Source organism: Paeniglutamicibacter sulfureus, from assembly GCF_039535115.1.
Classification (GTDB): Bacteria; Actinomycetota; Actinomycetes; order Actinomycetales; family Micrococcaceae; genus Paeniglutamicibacter; species Paeniglutamicibacter sulfureus.
This window is the reverse complement of record NZ_BAAAWO010000001.1, coordinates 1,970,164-1,984,736: the sequence shown is the minus strand read 5'-3', so window position 1 is coordinate 1,984,736 and position 14,573 is coordinate 1,970,164. Positions and strand designations below refer to the sequence as shown.

Annotated in this window: 13 protein-coding genes; 5 read left to right on the top strand and 8 right to left on the bottom strand. The window is 67.7% G+C overall.

Annotated features, from left to right (window positions below):
* Positions 1-255 precede the first annotated feature (255 nt).
* From ABD687_RS09055 to ABD687_RS09035, 5 genes are all read right to left on the bottom strand, one after another.
* On the bottom strand, positions 256-1,014 hold the full coding sequence (locus ABD687_RS09055) for an iron ABC transporter ATP-binding protein (RefSeq protein ID WP_264270049.1): 759 nt from the start codon (positions 1,012-1,014) through the stop codon (positions 256-258).
* Complete coding sequence (locus tag ABD687_RS09050) at positions 1,011-2,066, bottom strand: iron chelate uptake ABC transporter family permease subunit (protein ID WP_302264730.1); 1,056 nt, start codon at positions 2,064-2,066, stop codon at positions 1,011-1,013. Before ABD687_RS09050 ends, ABD687_RS09055 begins: the two co-directional genes overlap by 4 nt.
* On the bottom strand, positions 2,059-3,099 hold the full coding sequence (locus ABD687_RS09045; RefSeq protein WP_302264732.1) for an ABC transporter permease: 1,041 nt from the start codon (positions 3,097-3,099) through the stop codon (positions 2,059-2,061). Before ABD687_RS09045 ends, ABD687_RS09050 begins: the two co-directional genes overlap by 8 nt.
* 28 nt (positions 3,100-3,127) lie before the next feature.
* Positions 3,128-4,072 (bottom strand): siderophore ABC transporter substrate-binding protein, encoded by a 945-nt coding sequence (locus tag ABD687_RS09040; RefSeq protein ID WP_264270046.1) that lies wholly within the window; start codon positions 4,070-4,072, stop codon positions 3,128-3,130.
* Between the two features lie 357 nt (positions 4,073-4,429).
* Complete coding sequence (locus ABD687_RS09035; RefSeq protein ID WP_310292003.1) at positions 4,430-5,230, bottom strand: SDR family NAD(P)-dependent oxidoreductase; 801 nt, start codon at positions 5,228-5,230, stop codon at positions 4,430-4,432.
* 230 nt (positions 5,231-5,460) lie between these two features.
* On the opposite strand from ABD687_RS09035, the gene ABD687_RS09030 reads away from it, so the two are divergent.
* On the top strand, positions 5,461-6,507 hold the full coding sequence (locus ABD687_RS09030; RefSeq protein ID WP_264270044.1) for an ABC transporter substrate-binding protein: 1,047 nt from the start codon (positions 5,461-5,463) through the stop codon (positions 6,505-6,507).
* A gap of 57 nt (positions 6,508-6,564) precedes the next feature.
* Here the strand turns inward: ABD687_RS09030 and ABD687_RS09025 are convergent, their stop codons facing one another.
* Positions 6,565-7,359 carry an MBL fold metallo-hydrolase gene (locus tag ABD687_RS09025; protein WP_302264735.1) on the bottom strand — a complete coding sequence of 265 codons (795 nt, stop codon included), beginning with the start codon at positions 7,357-7,359 and terminating at the stop codon, positions 6,565-6,567.
* A 56-nt stretch (positions 7,360-7,415) separates the two neighbouring features.
* Here ABD687_RS09025 and ABD687_RS09020 point away from each other — a divergent pair, with 56 nt between their 5' ends.
* From ABD687_RS09020 to ABD687_RS09010, 3 genes are read left to right on the top strand one after another with little or no spacing between them, the layout of a single operon-like run.
* A complete protein-coding gene (locus ABD687_RS09020) occupies positions 7,416-8,474 on the top strand; it encodes a FecCD family ABC transporter permease (protein ID WP_302264737.1) in 1,059 nt (352 codons plus the stop codon).
* Complete coding sequence (locus ABD687_RS09015) at positions 8,471-9,655, top strand: FecCD family ABC transporter permease (RefSeq protein WP_302264739.1); 1,185 nt, start codon at positions 8,471-8,473, stop codon at positions 9,653-9,655. The genes ABD687_RS09020 and ABD687_RS09015 overlap by 4 nt, the downstream gene beginning before the upstream one ends.
* Positions 9,656-9,663: 8 nt before the next feature.
* Positions 9,664-11,631, top strand: a complete 1,968-nt coding sequence (locus ABD687_RS09010) for an SIP domain-containing protein (RefSeq protein WP_302264740.1) — start codon at positions 9,664-9,666, stop codon at positions 11,629-11,631.
* A 22-nt stretch (positions 11,632-11,653) separates the two neighbouring features.
* On the opposite strand, the gene ABD687_RS09005 is transcribed toward ABD687_RS09010, so the two are convergent.
* A complete protein-coding gene (locus ABD687_RS09005) occupies positions 11,654-12,121 on the bottom strand; it encodes a MarR family winged helix-turn-helix transcriptional regulator (RefSeq protein WP_264270039.1) in 468 nt (155 codons plus the stop codon).
* 107 nt (positions 12,122-12,228) lie between these two features.
* On the opposite strand from ABD687_RS09005, the gene ABD687_RS09000 reads away from it, so the two are divergent.
* The gene (locus ABD687_RS09000; protein ID WP_302264742.1) at positions 12,229-14,157 is read left to right on the top strand and encodes an ABC transporter ATP-binding protein; all 1,929 of its coding nucleotides are present in this window, start codon (positions 12,229-12,231) and stop codon (positions 14,155-14,157) included.
* Positions 14,158-14,258: 101 nt separating this feature from the next.
* On the opposite strand, the gene ABD687_RS08995 is transcribed toward ABD687_RS09000, so the two are convergent.
* The gene (locus ABD687_RS08995; protein ID WP_302264744.1) at positions 14,259-14,537 is read right to left on the bottom strand and encodes an HPr family phosphocarrier protein; all 279 of its coding nucleotides are present in this window, start codon (positions 14,535-14,537) and stop codon (positions 14,259-14,261) included.
* Between the last annotated feature and the right edge of the window lie 36 nt (positions 14,538-14,573).

Here is a 14,573-nt window from a genome sequence, read left to right as displayed (position 1 = left end):
CATTTTTCCAAAGCTGCGGATTTTGCGGCAAGGGGCGGCCGACCGCGCAAAAACCGCGCAATATGCAGGTCAATGAATAGTTATTAGTGTCGGGTGGCGTCTCGCATTGTGGGCAAACTTACCCGAATTCCACCCAAATCCTGTAAATGCACCAGCCCAGGGGGCGCCATTGAGGCATCCGCGGTTCCCCAAGCCTCGCGCAAAACCATTCATCCACCCCTGACGAGTTACCCCGCCGCATAGCGGCGCAGGTGATCAGGCGAAGTACACGCCGATCCGGTTTCCGTCGATCTCCTCGATGCGGATGTCGATGTCGTACACGTCGCGCAACACGTCCCCGGTCATGATCTCCGCCGGGGTCCCCTGGTGCACCAGCACGCCCTCGCGCATCGCCAGAATGGTGTCCGAGTAGCAGGAGGCGAAGTTGATGTCGTGGATGACGATGACCACCGTCTTGCCCAGCTCGTCGGCCAGCCGGCGGATCATGCGCATCATCTCCACCGAGTGCTTCATGTCCAGGTTGTTCAGCGGCTCGTCGAGCAGCAGGTAGTCGGTGTCCTGGGCCAGCACCATGGCGATGTAGGCGCGCTGGCGCTGCCCGCCGGAGAGCTCGTCCAGGAACCTGTCGGCCAGCGGAGTCAGGTCCAACTGCTCCATGGCCTCGAGGATGTGCTTTTCGTCCTGCGCGGTGGGGTGGCCCCCGGAGTGCGGGAAACGGCCGAAGCCCACCAGGTCCCGCACGCGCAGGCGCATGGTGATGTGGTTTTCCTGGCGCAGGATCGCCATCGACTTGGCCAATTGCTTGCTGGGCGTGCGCCCGATGTCCAGGCCGGCGATGGACACCGATCCGTTGTCCATCGGGATCAGCCGCGAAATCAGCGAGAGCAGCGTGGATTTTCCCGCTCCGTTGGGCCCGATGATGGAGGTGACCCCGCCGGCGGGGATGGTGGTGCTCACCGCGTCCACCACGGTGGTCCCGGAATAGGACTTGGTCACCGAATCAATGCAAATCACTTCAGGGAACCCTTCAGGAGCAGGTAGAGGAACAGCAGGCCGCCGGCGAACTCGATGATCACGCTCAGGGCCGTGGCGAAGCCGAAGACGCGCTCCAGCACCAGCTGGCCGCCGATTAGCGTGATGCCACCGAGCAGACAGACGATGGGAATCAGGGCGGCGTGGGAAAACTTGCGCACCACCTGGTAGGCGAGGGAGACCACCAGCAGCCCGAAGAAGGTCACCGGACCCACCAGCGCGGTGGAGACCGCGACCAGGATCGAACAGAGCACCAGCACCAGGGTGACGATGCGCCGGTGGTCCACGCCCAGGTTGACGGCCGTGTCGCGTCCCAGCGCCAGCACGTCGAAGGTCTTGCGAAGCTTCCACACCACCGCGGCGACCAGCACCACGACGACGGCGGAGATTCCCAGCAGCAGCGGCTCGACCTGGTTGAAGGAGGCGAAGAACAGGTCCTGCAGCACGATGTATTCGCTCGGTTCCATCAACCGCTGCAGCAGCGAGGAGAATCCGCGGAAGAGCGTGCCGATGACGATGCCCACCAGCAGCATCAGGTGCAGCGAGCCGGTGCCGCCGGTGAAGAGCCAACGGTAGAGCAGCGCGGAGAAGACAACCATCAGCGCCACCTCGACCCCGAACTTCAGCGACGGGGCGGCGGTGAGCAGCGTGGAGGAGCCCAAGGCGAAGACCAGCCCGGTCTGGATCAGGATGTACAGCGCGTCGAAGCCCATGATCGAGGGGGTCAGGATGCGGTTGGCCGTCACGGTCTGGAACATCAGCGTTGACAGGCCCACCGCGACCGCGACCACCAGCATGGCCCCGACGCGGATGCCCCGGCGGGTCAACGCGTAGGAGAGGTTCCCGCGCAGGTCGATGGTCATGAACGCGGCGATGCAGCCCAGGGTGATGACAGCCAGCACGATGACCAGCGTTCGCGGGGACATGCCTCTGGGGGACAGCGCACCGAGCGTGAAGCCGGTGCGGCCGCGGCGCGGGGATGGATTCGGGCCCCCGGAGGCGGGAGCCGGTGCGGCGGAAAGGGTCTTAGGCATTGCGTTTCCTGGTTCTCAGCAGCAGGGTCAGGAAGATGGTGGCGCCGAGCACGCTCATCACCATGCCCACGGGGACCTCGTAGGGGAAGCGGATGGTGCGGCCGATGATGTCGCACACCAGCACGAAGCCCGCGCCGAAAAGCGCGGTCCAGGGCACTGCCCGGCGCAGGTTGTCGCCGAAGAGCAGTGAGACGATGTTCGGCACGATCAGCCCGAGGAACGGGACGGCGCCCACGGTGGTGACCACCACGGCGGAGATCAGCGAGACCAGCACCATCCCCAGGCGCATGACCGCTTTGTAGTTCATCCCCAGGTTGGTGGTGAAGTCGGCGCCCAGGCCAGCGACGGTAAACCTGTCCGCGGCCAGGTAGCCGGCAAGGGTGAGCGCCGCTACGAGCCACAAGAGCTCGTAGCGGCCGCGCAGCACCCCGGAGAAGTCCCCGATCATCCAGTTGCTCAACGTCTGGAGCAGGTCGTACTTGTAGGCGAAGAAAGTTGTCACGGAGCCGATGACCCCGCCGAGCATGATGCCGACGATGGGCACCAGCAGGGTGTTGCGGGCCGGCAGCCGGCCCAGCACCGCCAGGAAGAGCGCGGTGCCGCCGAGGGCAAACACGCCTGCCACGCCCATCTTCAACATGATGGGGGCGGCGGGCAGCACGACGGTAACCACCAGGATGCCCAAGGTCGCCGATTCCACGGTGCCCACCGTGGAGGGCTCGACGAACCGGTTGCGCACCATCAGCTGCATAATCAGGCCAGCCACCGCCACCGCGGTTCCGGCCAGCACAACGGCCAGGGTGCGCGGCACGCGGGAGATCCACAACAGGTCCCAGGCTTCCGCGTTCCCGGCCAGCAGCTGCGGCAGGGAGACTTCGGAGACCCCGACGAACAAGCTCACGACCGCCAGCAGCAGGACAGCGACGGTGCCCAGAACCAGCCACGCTGTTTCAGAGGGTTTTTTGGAACGCCGAACGGCCACCGCGGGAACTTGCTCCGCGGCGGCCGTTCGGCTCAATACTGGTGCGCTCATGATGTGGAAGGCGTCGTCGAGGCGGTGCCTACAGGGCCGAAGCGACCTCGTCGATCATCTTCGCGGTGTTGTCCAGGCCGTAGCCAATCATGTACCAGGCGTTGGAGTCCAGGCCCACGATCTTGTCGTTCTTGGCGGCGTTGGTCGAGGCGACCAGCTCGTTGTCCAGCACGGCCTTGGCGGCCTCGCCCGAGGTTCCCATGGCCGAATCGCGGTCAATCACGTAAAGGGTGTCGGGGTTGTTGGTCTTCAGGAACTCGAAGGAGATCGACTCGCCGTGTGAGCCCTCCGACTTGATGTCGGCAACCGTGGACACGCCCAGGACGTCGTGGATCAGGCCGAAGCGCGAGCCGGCTCCGTAGGCGGTCAGTTCGCCGCCGGAAGTCATGATGATCAGGCCCTTGCCCGCGTTGGCGCTCTTGGCCTTGGTGTCGGCGATCTTGGTGTCGAGCGCCGCGAGCTTCTCATCGACCTTGGTTTCGACGTCGAAGATCGTCCCGATCTTTCCGGCCTGCTCCTTGAAGGAATCCAGCGGCTTGGTGGCGTCCACGGTCAGGTCGACGGTGGGGGCAATCTTGGAAAGTTCCTCGTAGGAGGCGGCGGTGCGGCCGGTGATGATGATCAGGTCCGGGTTGCCGTTGGAGATGGCCTCGAAGTCGGGTTCCTTCATGGAACCGATCTTGGTGACGGCGGCGTCGTTGTACTTGGCCAGCGATTCCGGGTACTTGGTTTCCGGGACACCGTCGGCCTCGAGGCCGAGCGCCGTCATGGAGTCAAGTACGCCCAGGTCGAAGGTGTAAACGGTTTCCGGGTTGACCGGAACTTCCGTGGTGCCCTGTGCATGGGTGATGCTGACGGTCTTGCCGTCGGCGGCCGCGGCATCGGCCTCGGTGGATCCGCCGCAAGCGGTCAGTGCAAGCAGGGATGCGCCGGCGGCGAGCGCGCCGAGAACGACGCGAACAGGGGTCTTCACGATGTTTAACTCCGATGGTGGGGCTGCTGATCGAGGCGCCCGGCAATTAGCGAACTACCTCGTTGCGTAAATGAACTTGGTTGAAACGCTATAGATAAGGCATGCCTATGAGCAAACCGGACAACCGCCATGGGTTGTTGTCGCGGGCCGTCCGGAAGGCAAGGGTTGCCTAATGTCCACCGCGAAGACGGGAAAAATGCGCACTTTTCGGTACCGAAAGTAATCTCCGTCATATTGCGTTATGCGTCTCGAAAGTGACGTGGGCATGGACCGAGTGCCGGGCGCAATGGCGCGCCGGAAGTCGTATTGCTCCGATTCGCGGGATGTGTGGCCGGCGGGCCCGAATGACAGTCCTCGTCAGCGTCCGCGCCGGGCCATGCGCTCCACCAAGGCGTCGGGCGCGATCCGTGCCAAGCCGGCGGCGATCTTGTAGCGCTTTGAGGGGATCGATATCGATTTTCCTGCTTCGCTGTCGCCCAGGGCCCGGCGCACCACGTCCGGTGCGTTCAGCCAGCCCCATGCCGGAATCCTGGACTTGTCGACACCCATGCGGTCGTGGAATTCAGTGCGCACGAAGCCGGGGCACGAGGCGGTGACGGAGATGCCGCGCTCGGCATAGAAGACGTTGGCCCACCTGCTGAAGTTCACCATCATGGCCTTCGCTGCCGAGTAGCTCCCGCGCGGAGTGAAGGCAGCAACCGAGGCAACATTGATGATCCGGCCGCCGCCGCGGGTGCCCATGGCGTCGATCGCCGCATGCATCAGGACCAGCGGCGTCTGGGTGTGGATGCGCAGGTGAGCTAGTTCTTCGCCGAGGTCGTTGTCGGCAAAGTTCCCGCGCAATCCGAACCCTGCGTTGTTGACCAGTAGTGACACGGGGCTTGATTCCAATGCGAGGCGGGCGGCAACCGCCGCAGTCCCCTCGTCCGTCACCAGGTCCGCGGCCAGTACTTCCACGTGAACGGCAAACTGTGCGTGCAGTCGTGCTGCCACCTCATCCAGACGGGCTTTGTCGCGCGCCACGATGACCAGGTCGTGGCCTTGCGCGGCGAGCTGCGTGCAGAACTCGGCACCGAGTCCCGCCGTAGCCCCGGTGACCAAGGCCGTGCCCCGGCTGCGATGAGGATTCCTGGGTTCCGGCGGCGATATTTCATTCATAAAGTGAGCCTAGTCACCAAAGGTTGGGTTGACGTGCGAAATGACGGGAAATTGTCCCCCTGCGTCGTGACCCGTTATGACCAATTAGGGCCGAGTCGTGTTGCGTATTAGGTTTTAGTGAGGTTAGCCTTACTCGGCGGGCCATTGTGAATTGGCTCATCACCGGACCTGCCAATCAAGCTCTGACTCCCTCGTTTTCACCGCTGAATCGCAAAGGATTCCACACTCACATGAAGTTCACTCGACGCGCCGGCCTCATCGCCGCAGCCACAACCGCCCTTGCCTTGACCCTCAGTGCCTGCGGCGGGTCCGCCGACAGCGCCCCGGCGAGCAGCACCGCTGCTGCAAGCGACGCATTCCCGGTCAGCATCAAGCACATCTACGGCACCACCGAAATCACCGAGAAGCCCGAACGCGTGGCCACGGTTTCCTGGGTCAATGCCGATGCGGTGCTGGCATTGGGTGTTGTTCCGGTGGCAATGGCCGAGGACACCTGGGGCAACAACAAGCAGGGCTCGACCGACTGGAAGGATGCCAAGCTCGCCGAGCTCGGCGCCTCCATCGGAAGCGAGAAGGCGCCTGTGCAGTACTCGGAGGCCGACGGCGTGAACTTCACGGCCCTGGCCGAGGCGCAGCCCGACCTGATTGTGGCCGGCTACTCGGGTCTGACGAAGGACGAGTACGAGAAGCTTTCGAAGATCGCGCCGGTCATCGGTCCGGTTGCACCGAACTACACCGCCGGCTGGCAGGACGTGACCACCGCAGTTGGCCAGGCCCTGGGCAAGGACGCCGAGGCCAAGGACGTCATCACCGGCGTCGAGGGCAAGATCACCGCGGCCGCCGAGGCGAACCCGGTCTTCAAGGACACCACGTTCATCGCCGGAAACCTGGAACCTTCCGACAACACCATCAGCCTCTACGCCACGGGGGATTCCCGCCCGCGATTCCTGACCGCACTGGGCATGACCCAGGCCGAGATCGTCGACGAGAACGTCAAGGACGGCGAGTTCTTCCTGCCGTGGGCCGCCGAGCGCGCCAACGAGCTCGAGGCCGATCTGTTCTTCACCTGGGCCGACGAGGCCACGGGCACCGACGCCATCGTCAAGAACAAGCTCTTCTCCCAGATCCCCGCCGTGGACAAGGGCGGACTGGTGGCCGCGGCCAACGACATGGAGGTGCTCGCCATCTCGGCAGCATCCCCGCTGTCGGTGCCATACGCCATCGACAAGGTCGTCCCGGTGTTCGCCGCGGGCGCCCAGGCAGCCGCAGGCAAGTAGCCTGCACACCCCCCACCCACGCACCGGCACCGAACAGGCGGGAACCCACACTCAATGTCAGGAAGCTTCGGACTCCTTGAGGTAGTGCAATTGCGCTGCCACCGAGATCTCGGCCGCCCGGCGCACCAGGGGATCCACGTCCGCGTAGACCGCCTCGGTGACCTGGGCGATGGTGGGCTCCTGGCCGGAACGGCTCCGGATCTGCGCCAGCGCGGCGCGGATCTGGGCCAGTCGTTCGTGCCGGTGCGCGCGGTACTCGCGCACGATCCCGTGCAGCGACTCCAGCACCGGGCCGTGCGCGGGCAGCACCAACGCATCGGGTCCCGCCTCCAGCTTGTCCAGCGAGGACAGGTAGTCGCCCAGCGTGCCGTCGGGAGCATCGAGGACGGTGGTGCCGCGGCCCAGGATGGTGTCGCCGGTGAGCATCGAGCCGTTGGCCCCGTCGTCGGGCAACAGGAAGCACAGAGAGTCGGAGGTGTGTCCCGGGGTTTCCAGGACCCGCAGCCGCAGGCCGGCCGCATGGATTTCCTCCCCGTCCAAAAGCACCTCGCCCCCGCGGCAATGCTCGGGCAGGGCGGCGCGCACGGGAGCGCCGGTGAGCCGGTGCAGCGTGTCGATGCCCTCGGTGTGGTCAGGGTGCCGGTGCGTGATGAGGATCAGTTCGACGGATTCGGCGGCCAGCGCCGCCAGGTGCCCGGCGTCGTCGGGACCCGGGTCCACGATCACCGCGTGTTCGGATCCCTCCGCGCGCAACACATAGGAATTGGTGCCTTCCAGCGACATGGGGCCGGGATTCGGCGCCAGGCGGAAGGCTGCCTGGCCGGAGGCCACGGTGGGTTGCTGCATGCTCATGGCCCCCAGTCTAGGGCCACCGCGCTTCGCCCCGTCCGAGCTCTGGCGGCAAAGCGATGAGTGCATCCGTTGACACCGCGAACCCCTCGGCAGCTTCCACCCGGACCGGGCGCGGGGAATCGCCCCTGCGCGCCCCGGCGATCGGCCTGGGGTTGCTGGCGGTCCTGGTGCTGGCTGTCTTCCTCTCCCTGCTCATCGGCGCACGCCCCCTCGCCCCCTCCACCGTCTTCGATGCCCTGGCCAACCTGGATCCCGCCAACGGGGACCACGCGGTCATCGCCTCGCGCATCCCGCGCACCGTCGCCGGGCTGCTGATCGGCGCCGCACTGGGGCTGGCCGGGGCCGGGATGCAGGGCATCACCCGCAACCCGCTGGCCGACCCCGGCATCCTGGGCGTCAACGCCGGTGCCGCGCTGGCAGTGGTGCTGGGCATCCACTTCTTCGCCGTGTCCACATTGCACGGCTACATTCTTTTCGCGTTCGTCGGTGCCGCGGGTGCCTCGCTGTTGGTGTACCTGGTGGCCTCGCTGGGTCGCGACGGCGCCACGGGGCTGAAGCTCGCCCTGGCCGGTGCGGCCATGGCGGCCGGCCTCGGATCCTTGACCAACGCCGTGCTGATGGTCGGCCAGGAGGCCCTGGACCGCTTCAGGTTCTGGCAGGTCGGCACGCTCGGTGCCAGGGAAGTGCCCGAGATGCTGTCGGTCGCGCCGTTCCTGGCGCTCGGCGCCGTCGCGGTGCTGACCGGTGCCAGGCTGTTCAATGCGCTGGCCCTGGGCGACGACTCCGCGGTGGGGCTCGGGTTCCGCGTGGGCCGCGGCCGCGCCCTTTCCGCCGCGGGGGTGGTGCTGCTGTGCGGCGCCGCCACCGCACTGGCCGGGCCCATAGGCTTCGTCGGGCTGATCGTGCCCCATGCCGTCCGCGTGCTGGCCGGCGGGGACTACCGCTGGCTGCTGCCGCTGTCCATGATTGCCGGCCCGGTGCTGTTGCTGCTTGCCGACGTGGTGGGCCGGGTCATCGCCCCGCCGGCGGAAATCCAGGTCGGGGTCATGACAGCGGTGCTGGGTGCGCCGCTCTTCCTCTGGTTGCTGCGCCGCGGAAAGAAGGTCACGCTGTGAGTCGCCAGATGATCGCCGGAACCGGCCGCACCGCCGGCCCCGCGCCTGCGCCGGACCCCGCGGTGGAACCCGACGAGGTTGCGCCCGCAGCTGCCGTTCCCGCTCCCGCGCCCGTCTCCGGAGCGATCCCGAAGCCCCGGCGAGGGCCCCGCTTCCCGCCGGAAACCGGTGGTGTGCGCCGGCCGCGCGGCAAGCGCCGCCCGGGACCGATGGCACGCGTGAACCTGCTGGCCTCGGCCGGCATCTTGGTGGCCGTCGTGCTGAACCTGGTGGCAGGGCGCCACCCCTTCGCCGTGGCCGAGCTGTTGTCCGCACTGTCCGGGGAACGGGTCCCCGGGGTCTCGTTCATGCTCTGGGAGGACCGGTTGCCACAGGCAGCCGTCGGGATCCTGGCCGGGGCCGCGTTTGGCGCCTCCGGAGCCATCTTCCAGCGCATGTTGCGGAACCCGCTGGCCAGTCCCGATGTCATCGGTGTCGGCTACGGGGCGTCCGCCGCCGCGGTGGCGGGGATGTTGTTCTTCGGCGCCCAGGGAATCGGGCTTTCGCTCATTGCCTGTGCCGGCGCCTTGGCCGTCGCCCTGCTGATCTACGCCATCGCCGACTCCGGCAAGCACACCGGGGCGCGGCTGATCCTGGCAGGGATCGCGGTGGCCGCGATGCTGCAGGGAATCATCCAGTACCTGCTCACCCGCACCGACGTGCGCACGGCGGGCGACGCACTGCGCTGGCTGACCGGCTCGCTGTCGGCCAGCACCTGGGAGCGGGCGGGAATGCTGGCCGCCGCGCTGGCGATCCTGTTGCCGCTGCTGGTGCCCGCCGCCGCGAAGCTGCGGATCCTTGAATTGGGCGACGACACCGCCGCCGGGCTGGGACTTCACGTGCGGGGCACCCGGCTGGGGCTGATCCTGCTCGGGGTCGGACTCACGGCGGTGGCCACCGCCGTGACCGGCCCGCTGGCCTTCGTCTCCTTCCTGGCCGGGCCGCTGGCCCTGCGCCTGTGCAAAGGTCGCAGCCACCTGGGGTCCGCCGCGCTCGTGGGAGCGCTGCTGGTCACGGCCGCCACGTTCATCGCCACCAATATCCTGCACGACATACAATTGCCAGTCGGCGTCGTCACCGGCGCACTGGGAGCACCATTCCTGATCTGGGTCTTGGTGCGCGCCAACAAGGAAGGAAGCTGAGAGCACGCATGGCACTTCTCGAAGCACAGGACCTCACACTCGCCTACGATTCGGTGAGCATCGTCGACGAGCTCTCGTTGGAGCTGCCCAAGGGCGAGGTGACGATCATCGTGGGCGCCAACGGCTGCGGAAAATCCACGCTGCTGCGCGGGCTCTCCCGGCTGCTGAAGCCCGCCGGGGGACAGGTGCTGCTGGACGGGGAGGACATCCACTCCCGCCCGGCCCGCGAGGTTGCCAAGATGCTGGGGCTGCTGCCCCAAACCCCCACGGCACCCGACGGGATCACGGTGCGCGAGCTGATCGGCCGCGGCCGCTACCCGCACCAGGGCTGGTTCAAGCGCTTCTCCGCCCAGGACGAGGCGGCGGTGGACCGCGCCATGAACCTCACCGGCACCACGGACCTGGCCGAACGCCCCATCGACGAGCTCTCCGGCGGGCAGCGCCAGCGCGTCTGGATCGCCATGGCCCTGGCCCAGGAAACCGAGCTGCTGCTGCTTGACGAGCCGACCACCTACCTGGACGTGGCGCACCAGCTGGAGGTGCTCGATGTCATCTCCGAGCTCAACCGTTCCCGCGGCACCACCGTGGTGATCGTGCTGCACGACCTGAACCTGGCCGCCCGCTACGCCGACCACCTGGTGGCGCTGAAGCACGGCAAGATCGTCGCTGCCGGGCACCCGGCGGCGGTGGTCACCGAGGACATGGTCAAGAACGTCTTCGGCATGCCGTGCCGGGTCATCCCGGACCCGGTGGCCGGAACCCCGCTGGTGCTGCCGATCGGCCGGCACCGGGTGCTGCGCGCCGAGTCGGTGCTGGCCTCCAAGGGCATCTACCGCACGCAGAATCCCGATGCCGGGCTCGAGGCGGGTTCCGTGGCCTCCGTTCCCGCACTTGACCCGTCACCGGCAACCGGCATCGACGATCCGGCAGGGTCGGGGACCGAGGCATCTCAGGCGGCACGCGCCGACGGGCTGCAGCGCGCCGAGGAAATCAGCGAAATGCTGGCCTTCTCCACCCGGGTCCTGGCCACCCACGAGCTCAGCGACAACTACCGCCGGATCACCCTCTCCGGCGCCGACCTTGCGCACTTCGGTGCCGGGGACGTCCCGCTGGATCTGCGCATCAAGCTCATGATCCCGCCGACGCCCCAGCCGGGTGCCGCGGCCCCGGAAACGGCCGGCCACTTCGATTCCCTGCGCCCGGGTGCCTGGCTCAACGCCGAGGACGCCGGCGGCTGGTACCGCCGCTGGCTGGCGCTGCCGGCCGAAACGCGGGGCGACATGCGCACCTACACCGTGCGGGCGCTTCGCGCCGCGGGGCATCGGGACAACCGCGGGGAGCATGCGGAAATCGACATCGACTTCGTGCTGCACCTGCGCACCGAGGGCGGCAAGCTGGTCGGCGGACCCGCCACCGTGTGGGCCGCCCAGGCTCAGGTCGGCGACGGCATGCTCCTGCTGGGCCCCAACGCGGGGTTGTGCGACGAAAACTACGGCGGCATAGAATTCCGCCGCGGGGCAGCCAAGCGCATTCTGCTGGCAGGGGACGAGACCGCGGCCCCGGCCATCTGCTCCATCCTCGAGGCGCTGCCGGCCGGCGTCACCGGACATGCGCTGATCGAGGTCCCCGATACCGGCGACATCCAGGGATCCTCGACCCGTTCGGGCGTGTCCGTGCAGTGGCTGCCGCGCGGATCCCACCCGCACGGCGAGCTGCTGGCCGCCGCGGTGCGCGACATCGTGGCGATTCCCGCCGCGGGTGCCGTGATGACCGGGGCCGACCCCGAGGACGTCGACGTGGACGAGCAGATCCTGTGGGAGACCGCCACGGTTTCCACCCAGCCGTTCTATGCCTGGCTGGCCGGGGAGGCGGGCGTGATCAAGGAGATGCGCCGCTACCTGGTGCGCGATGCCGGCATGGACCGCAAGCAGGTGGCCTTCATGGGCTACTGGCGCCGCGGCAAGTCCGAGGGCTAGCCGCGGCGTCGGGTCCCGGTTCCTAACGCCCTGGGGTGCCGGAGAGCTTCTCCAGGATCCGGGCGAGCTCCGCGCGTTCCTGGGCATCGAGGCGACCGAAATACTCCTCGGTGTGCAGGCGCCTTGCTGCCCGCACGCGCTCGCTCAGTCCCATCCCTTCCTCGGTCAGGCTCACCAGCGTGGCACGGCGGTCCAGCGGGTCCGGGCGCCGGATCACCAGCTGCTTGGCCTCCAACTGGTCGATGACCTCGGTGGCCGAACGCGGGGCGATGCGCAGGCGCTCGGCGATCTCCTTCAGCCGCATGCCCGCCCCGGAGGCAGGGTCGGAGGAATTGCCGTGCTGGGCCAGGGACCGCATGGCGCGGGACTGGTGCGGGGTCAGCTCGAACGGGGCCAGCCTGGCCGACCAGGTCTGGCGCAGTGAGCGCCAGGCGCGGTGGAAAAGCTCGGACAGGTCCCCGGGAGGTGCGGAATTGCTGCTGAATGGCATGCCCCCAGACTACAACAAATTTGACCTGTAACCACATAGTGAGGTAACCTCAACGATGACGGGGTGCCAATCACGCACCCCCACGACCACCACGAAAGGTGGTGCACATGTCGGAATCGAGACCCTCTTCCGGCGCGGCCCGTTCGGGCCCCTCCGCCAACAAGCAGCATGGCTCGTCCGACCCCGGCCGCGGGGGAGGACCCGGCGGCCCCGTCGCCCGCCTGAACCCGGCCGACCTCAAGCAGGTCAGGCTCCATCCGGTGAAGCCCTCCCGGATCGCCGCCCTGTTCGCCCCGCACAAGCTCGCCATCGCCATCGTGGTGCTGCTGATCTCGGCGGCCTCGGTCATTGGGCTGGCCCAGCCGTTCCTGATCCGCGCCATCATCGACGACGCGCTGCCGCAGCAAAACACCGTGCTGCTCGCCTGGCTTGCCGGCGGGCTGGTGGCCGTCGCCGCGGCGACCGCGGCCATCGGCGTGGTGCAGACCTGGATGGCCACCAAGATGGGCCAGAAGGTCATGCACACCCTGAGGACCAGGCTCTTCACGCACCTGCAGGCCCAGTCGCTGGGATTCTTCACCCGCACCCGCGGCGGGGAGGTGCAGTCGCGGCTGGCCAACGACATTGCCGGAATGCAGTCGGTCGTCACCTCCACTGCCACCTCGGTGGCCTCCAACCTGACCACGGCGGTGGCCACCGCCATCGCGATGGCGGCTCTCTCCTGGCGGATGAGCCTGCTCTCGCTCATCGTGCTGCCCCCGGCCATCTGGCTTTCGCGCAAGGTGGCGCTGATGCGACGGGACATCACCACCGCGCGCCAGCAGGAACTGGCGGGCATGTACACGCAGATCGAGGAGGGGCTCTCGGTCTCCGGCATCCGGCTGGCCAAGACCCTGGGCACCACTGGGCGCGACGTGGCCCGCTTCTCCGCTTCCTCGCACCGCCTGGTCGACTTGGAGCTGCGCAGCCAGCTTGCCGGTCGCTGGCGCATGGCCACCATGGGCATCGTCTTCGCGGCGATTCCCGCGCTCATCTACCTTGCGGCCGGATTCCCTGCGACCAGTGGAGGGATGACCATCGGCACGCTGGTCGCGTTCACGGCGCTTCAGGGCGCGATTTTCAGGCCCATCATGGGGCTGCTGAACGTCGGGGTCCAGTGGGTCACCGCGATGGCGCTGTTCAGCCGCATCTTCGAATACCTGGACATGGACCCGGAGCTCAAGGCGCCGAAAAACCCCGCGCGGGTCGATCCGGACCAGGCGGCAGGGCGGGTGCGCTTCGAGGGCGTCGGCTTTGCCTACGGGGACGGACCCGCGGTACTGCGCGGGATCGATCTGGAATTGGCCCCCGGCACCGCCACCGCGATCGTCGGACCCACCGGTTCGGGCAAATCCACGCTCGGTGCCCTGCTGCCACGGCTGCATGACCCCGGCAGCGGGAGGATCACCATCGACGGCGTCGACGTGCGCGAGATGGCCCCGGAGACGCTGGCGCGCATCGTGGGCGTGGTCTCCCAGGAGACCTACCTCATCCATGCCTCGATCCGCGAGAACCTGTTGTTGGCCGACCCGGACGCCGACGACGCGACACTGTGGAAGGCGCTGGCCGGCGCGCAGATCGCCGACCTCGTTGCCGGGTTGCCGGAGGGCCTTGGCACGCTGGTCGGCGCGCGCGGCCACCGCTTCTCCGGTGGCGAGCAGCAGCGCCTGGCCATCGCCCGCACCATCCTGCGCAATCCGCGGGTATTGGTGCTCGACGAGGCCACCAGCGCGCTGGACAACAACACCGAGGCGCTGGTGCAGGAGGCCCTTGACCGGCTGGCCGCCGGGCGCACCACGCTGATGATCGCCCACCGCCTCTCGACCGTGGAGAACGCCGACCAGCTGGCGGTGCTCGATGCCGGGGAGATCACCGAGCGCGGACGTCCGGCGGAATTGCGGGCATCGGGCGGCGCCTTTGCCCGGCTGCTGGCCGCGTCGGCCGCCTCGGCCACGTCGGCTGAGGCCGAGACAAGGGTGGCCGGCGCGAGCGTCTAGGAAGCGCGGGCAGGCGACAGGATTAAGCGCCGATGGCGTGGAGCGCGGCAATCAATGCGCGTTCCACGCCATCGGCGTTGGTGCTTGGGCGAGGGGGGCGGCTAGACGGCGTCCAGGTCCGTTTCCAGCAGTGCCACCAGGGAATCCAATGCCTCGTCGGCGCCGTCGCCGGTGGCGCGCAGCACCACTTCGTCGCCCTTGGCCGCGCCCAGGGTCATCAGCGAGAGGATGCTCGAGGCGTCCATGGCCTCGTCCTCCGGAGCGTCCTTGGCCGCGATGGTGACCTCGATGTCGAGGGCTCCGGCGGCCTCGGCGAAGAGGGCTGCGGGGCGGGCATGCAGGCCGGAGGCGCTGGCGATGGTGGCAAGACGTTCGGACATGTTGGGGGTTCTCCTGTTTTTCGAGGGGGGTGTGAA

Coding starts and splice junctions, on each gene's coding strand:
- ABD687_RS09050 (WP_302264730.1), bottom strand. CDS start 2,066: ATGCCTAAGACCCTTTCCGCCGCACCGGCTCCCGCCTCCGGGGGCCCG.
- ABD687_RS09045 (WP_302264732.1), bottom strand. CDS start 3,099: ATGAGCGCACCAGTATTGAGCCGAACGGCCGCCGCGGAGCAAGTTCCC.
- ABD687_RS09035 (WP_310292003.1), bottom strand. CDS start 5,230: ATGAATGAAATATCGCCGCCGGAACCCAGGAATCCTCATCGCAGCCGG.
- ABD687_RS09030 (WP_264270044.1), top strand. CDS start 5,461: ATGAAGTTCACTCGACGCGCCGGCCTCATCGCCGCAGCCACAACCGCC.
- ABD687_RS09025 (WP_302264735.1), bottom strand. CDS start 7,359: ATGAGCATGCAGCAACCCACCGTGGCCTCCGGCCAGGCAGCCTTCCGC.
- ABD687_RS09020 (WP_302264737.1), top strand. CDS start 7,416: ATGAGTGCATCCGTTGACACCGCGAACCCCTCGGCAGCTTCCACCCGG.
- ABD687_RS09010 (WP_302264740.1), top strand. CDS start 9,664: ATGGCACTTCTCGAAGCACAGGACCTCACACTCGCCTACGATTCGGTG.
- ABD687_RS09005 (WP_264270039.1), bottom strand. CDS start 12,121: ATGCCATTCAGCAGCAATTCCGCACCTCCCGGGGACCTGTCCGAGCTT.
- ABD687_RS09000 (WP_302264742.1), top strand. CDS start 12,229: ATGTCGGAATCGAGACCCTCTTCCGGCGCGGCCCGTTCGGGCCCCTCC.
- ABD687_RS08995 (WP_302264744.1), bottom strand. CDS start 14,537: ATGTCCGAACGTCTTGCCACCATCGCCAGCGCCTCCGGCCTGCATGCC.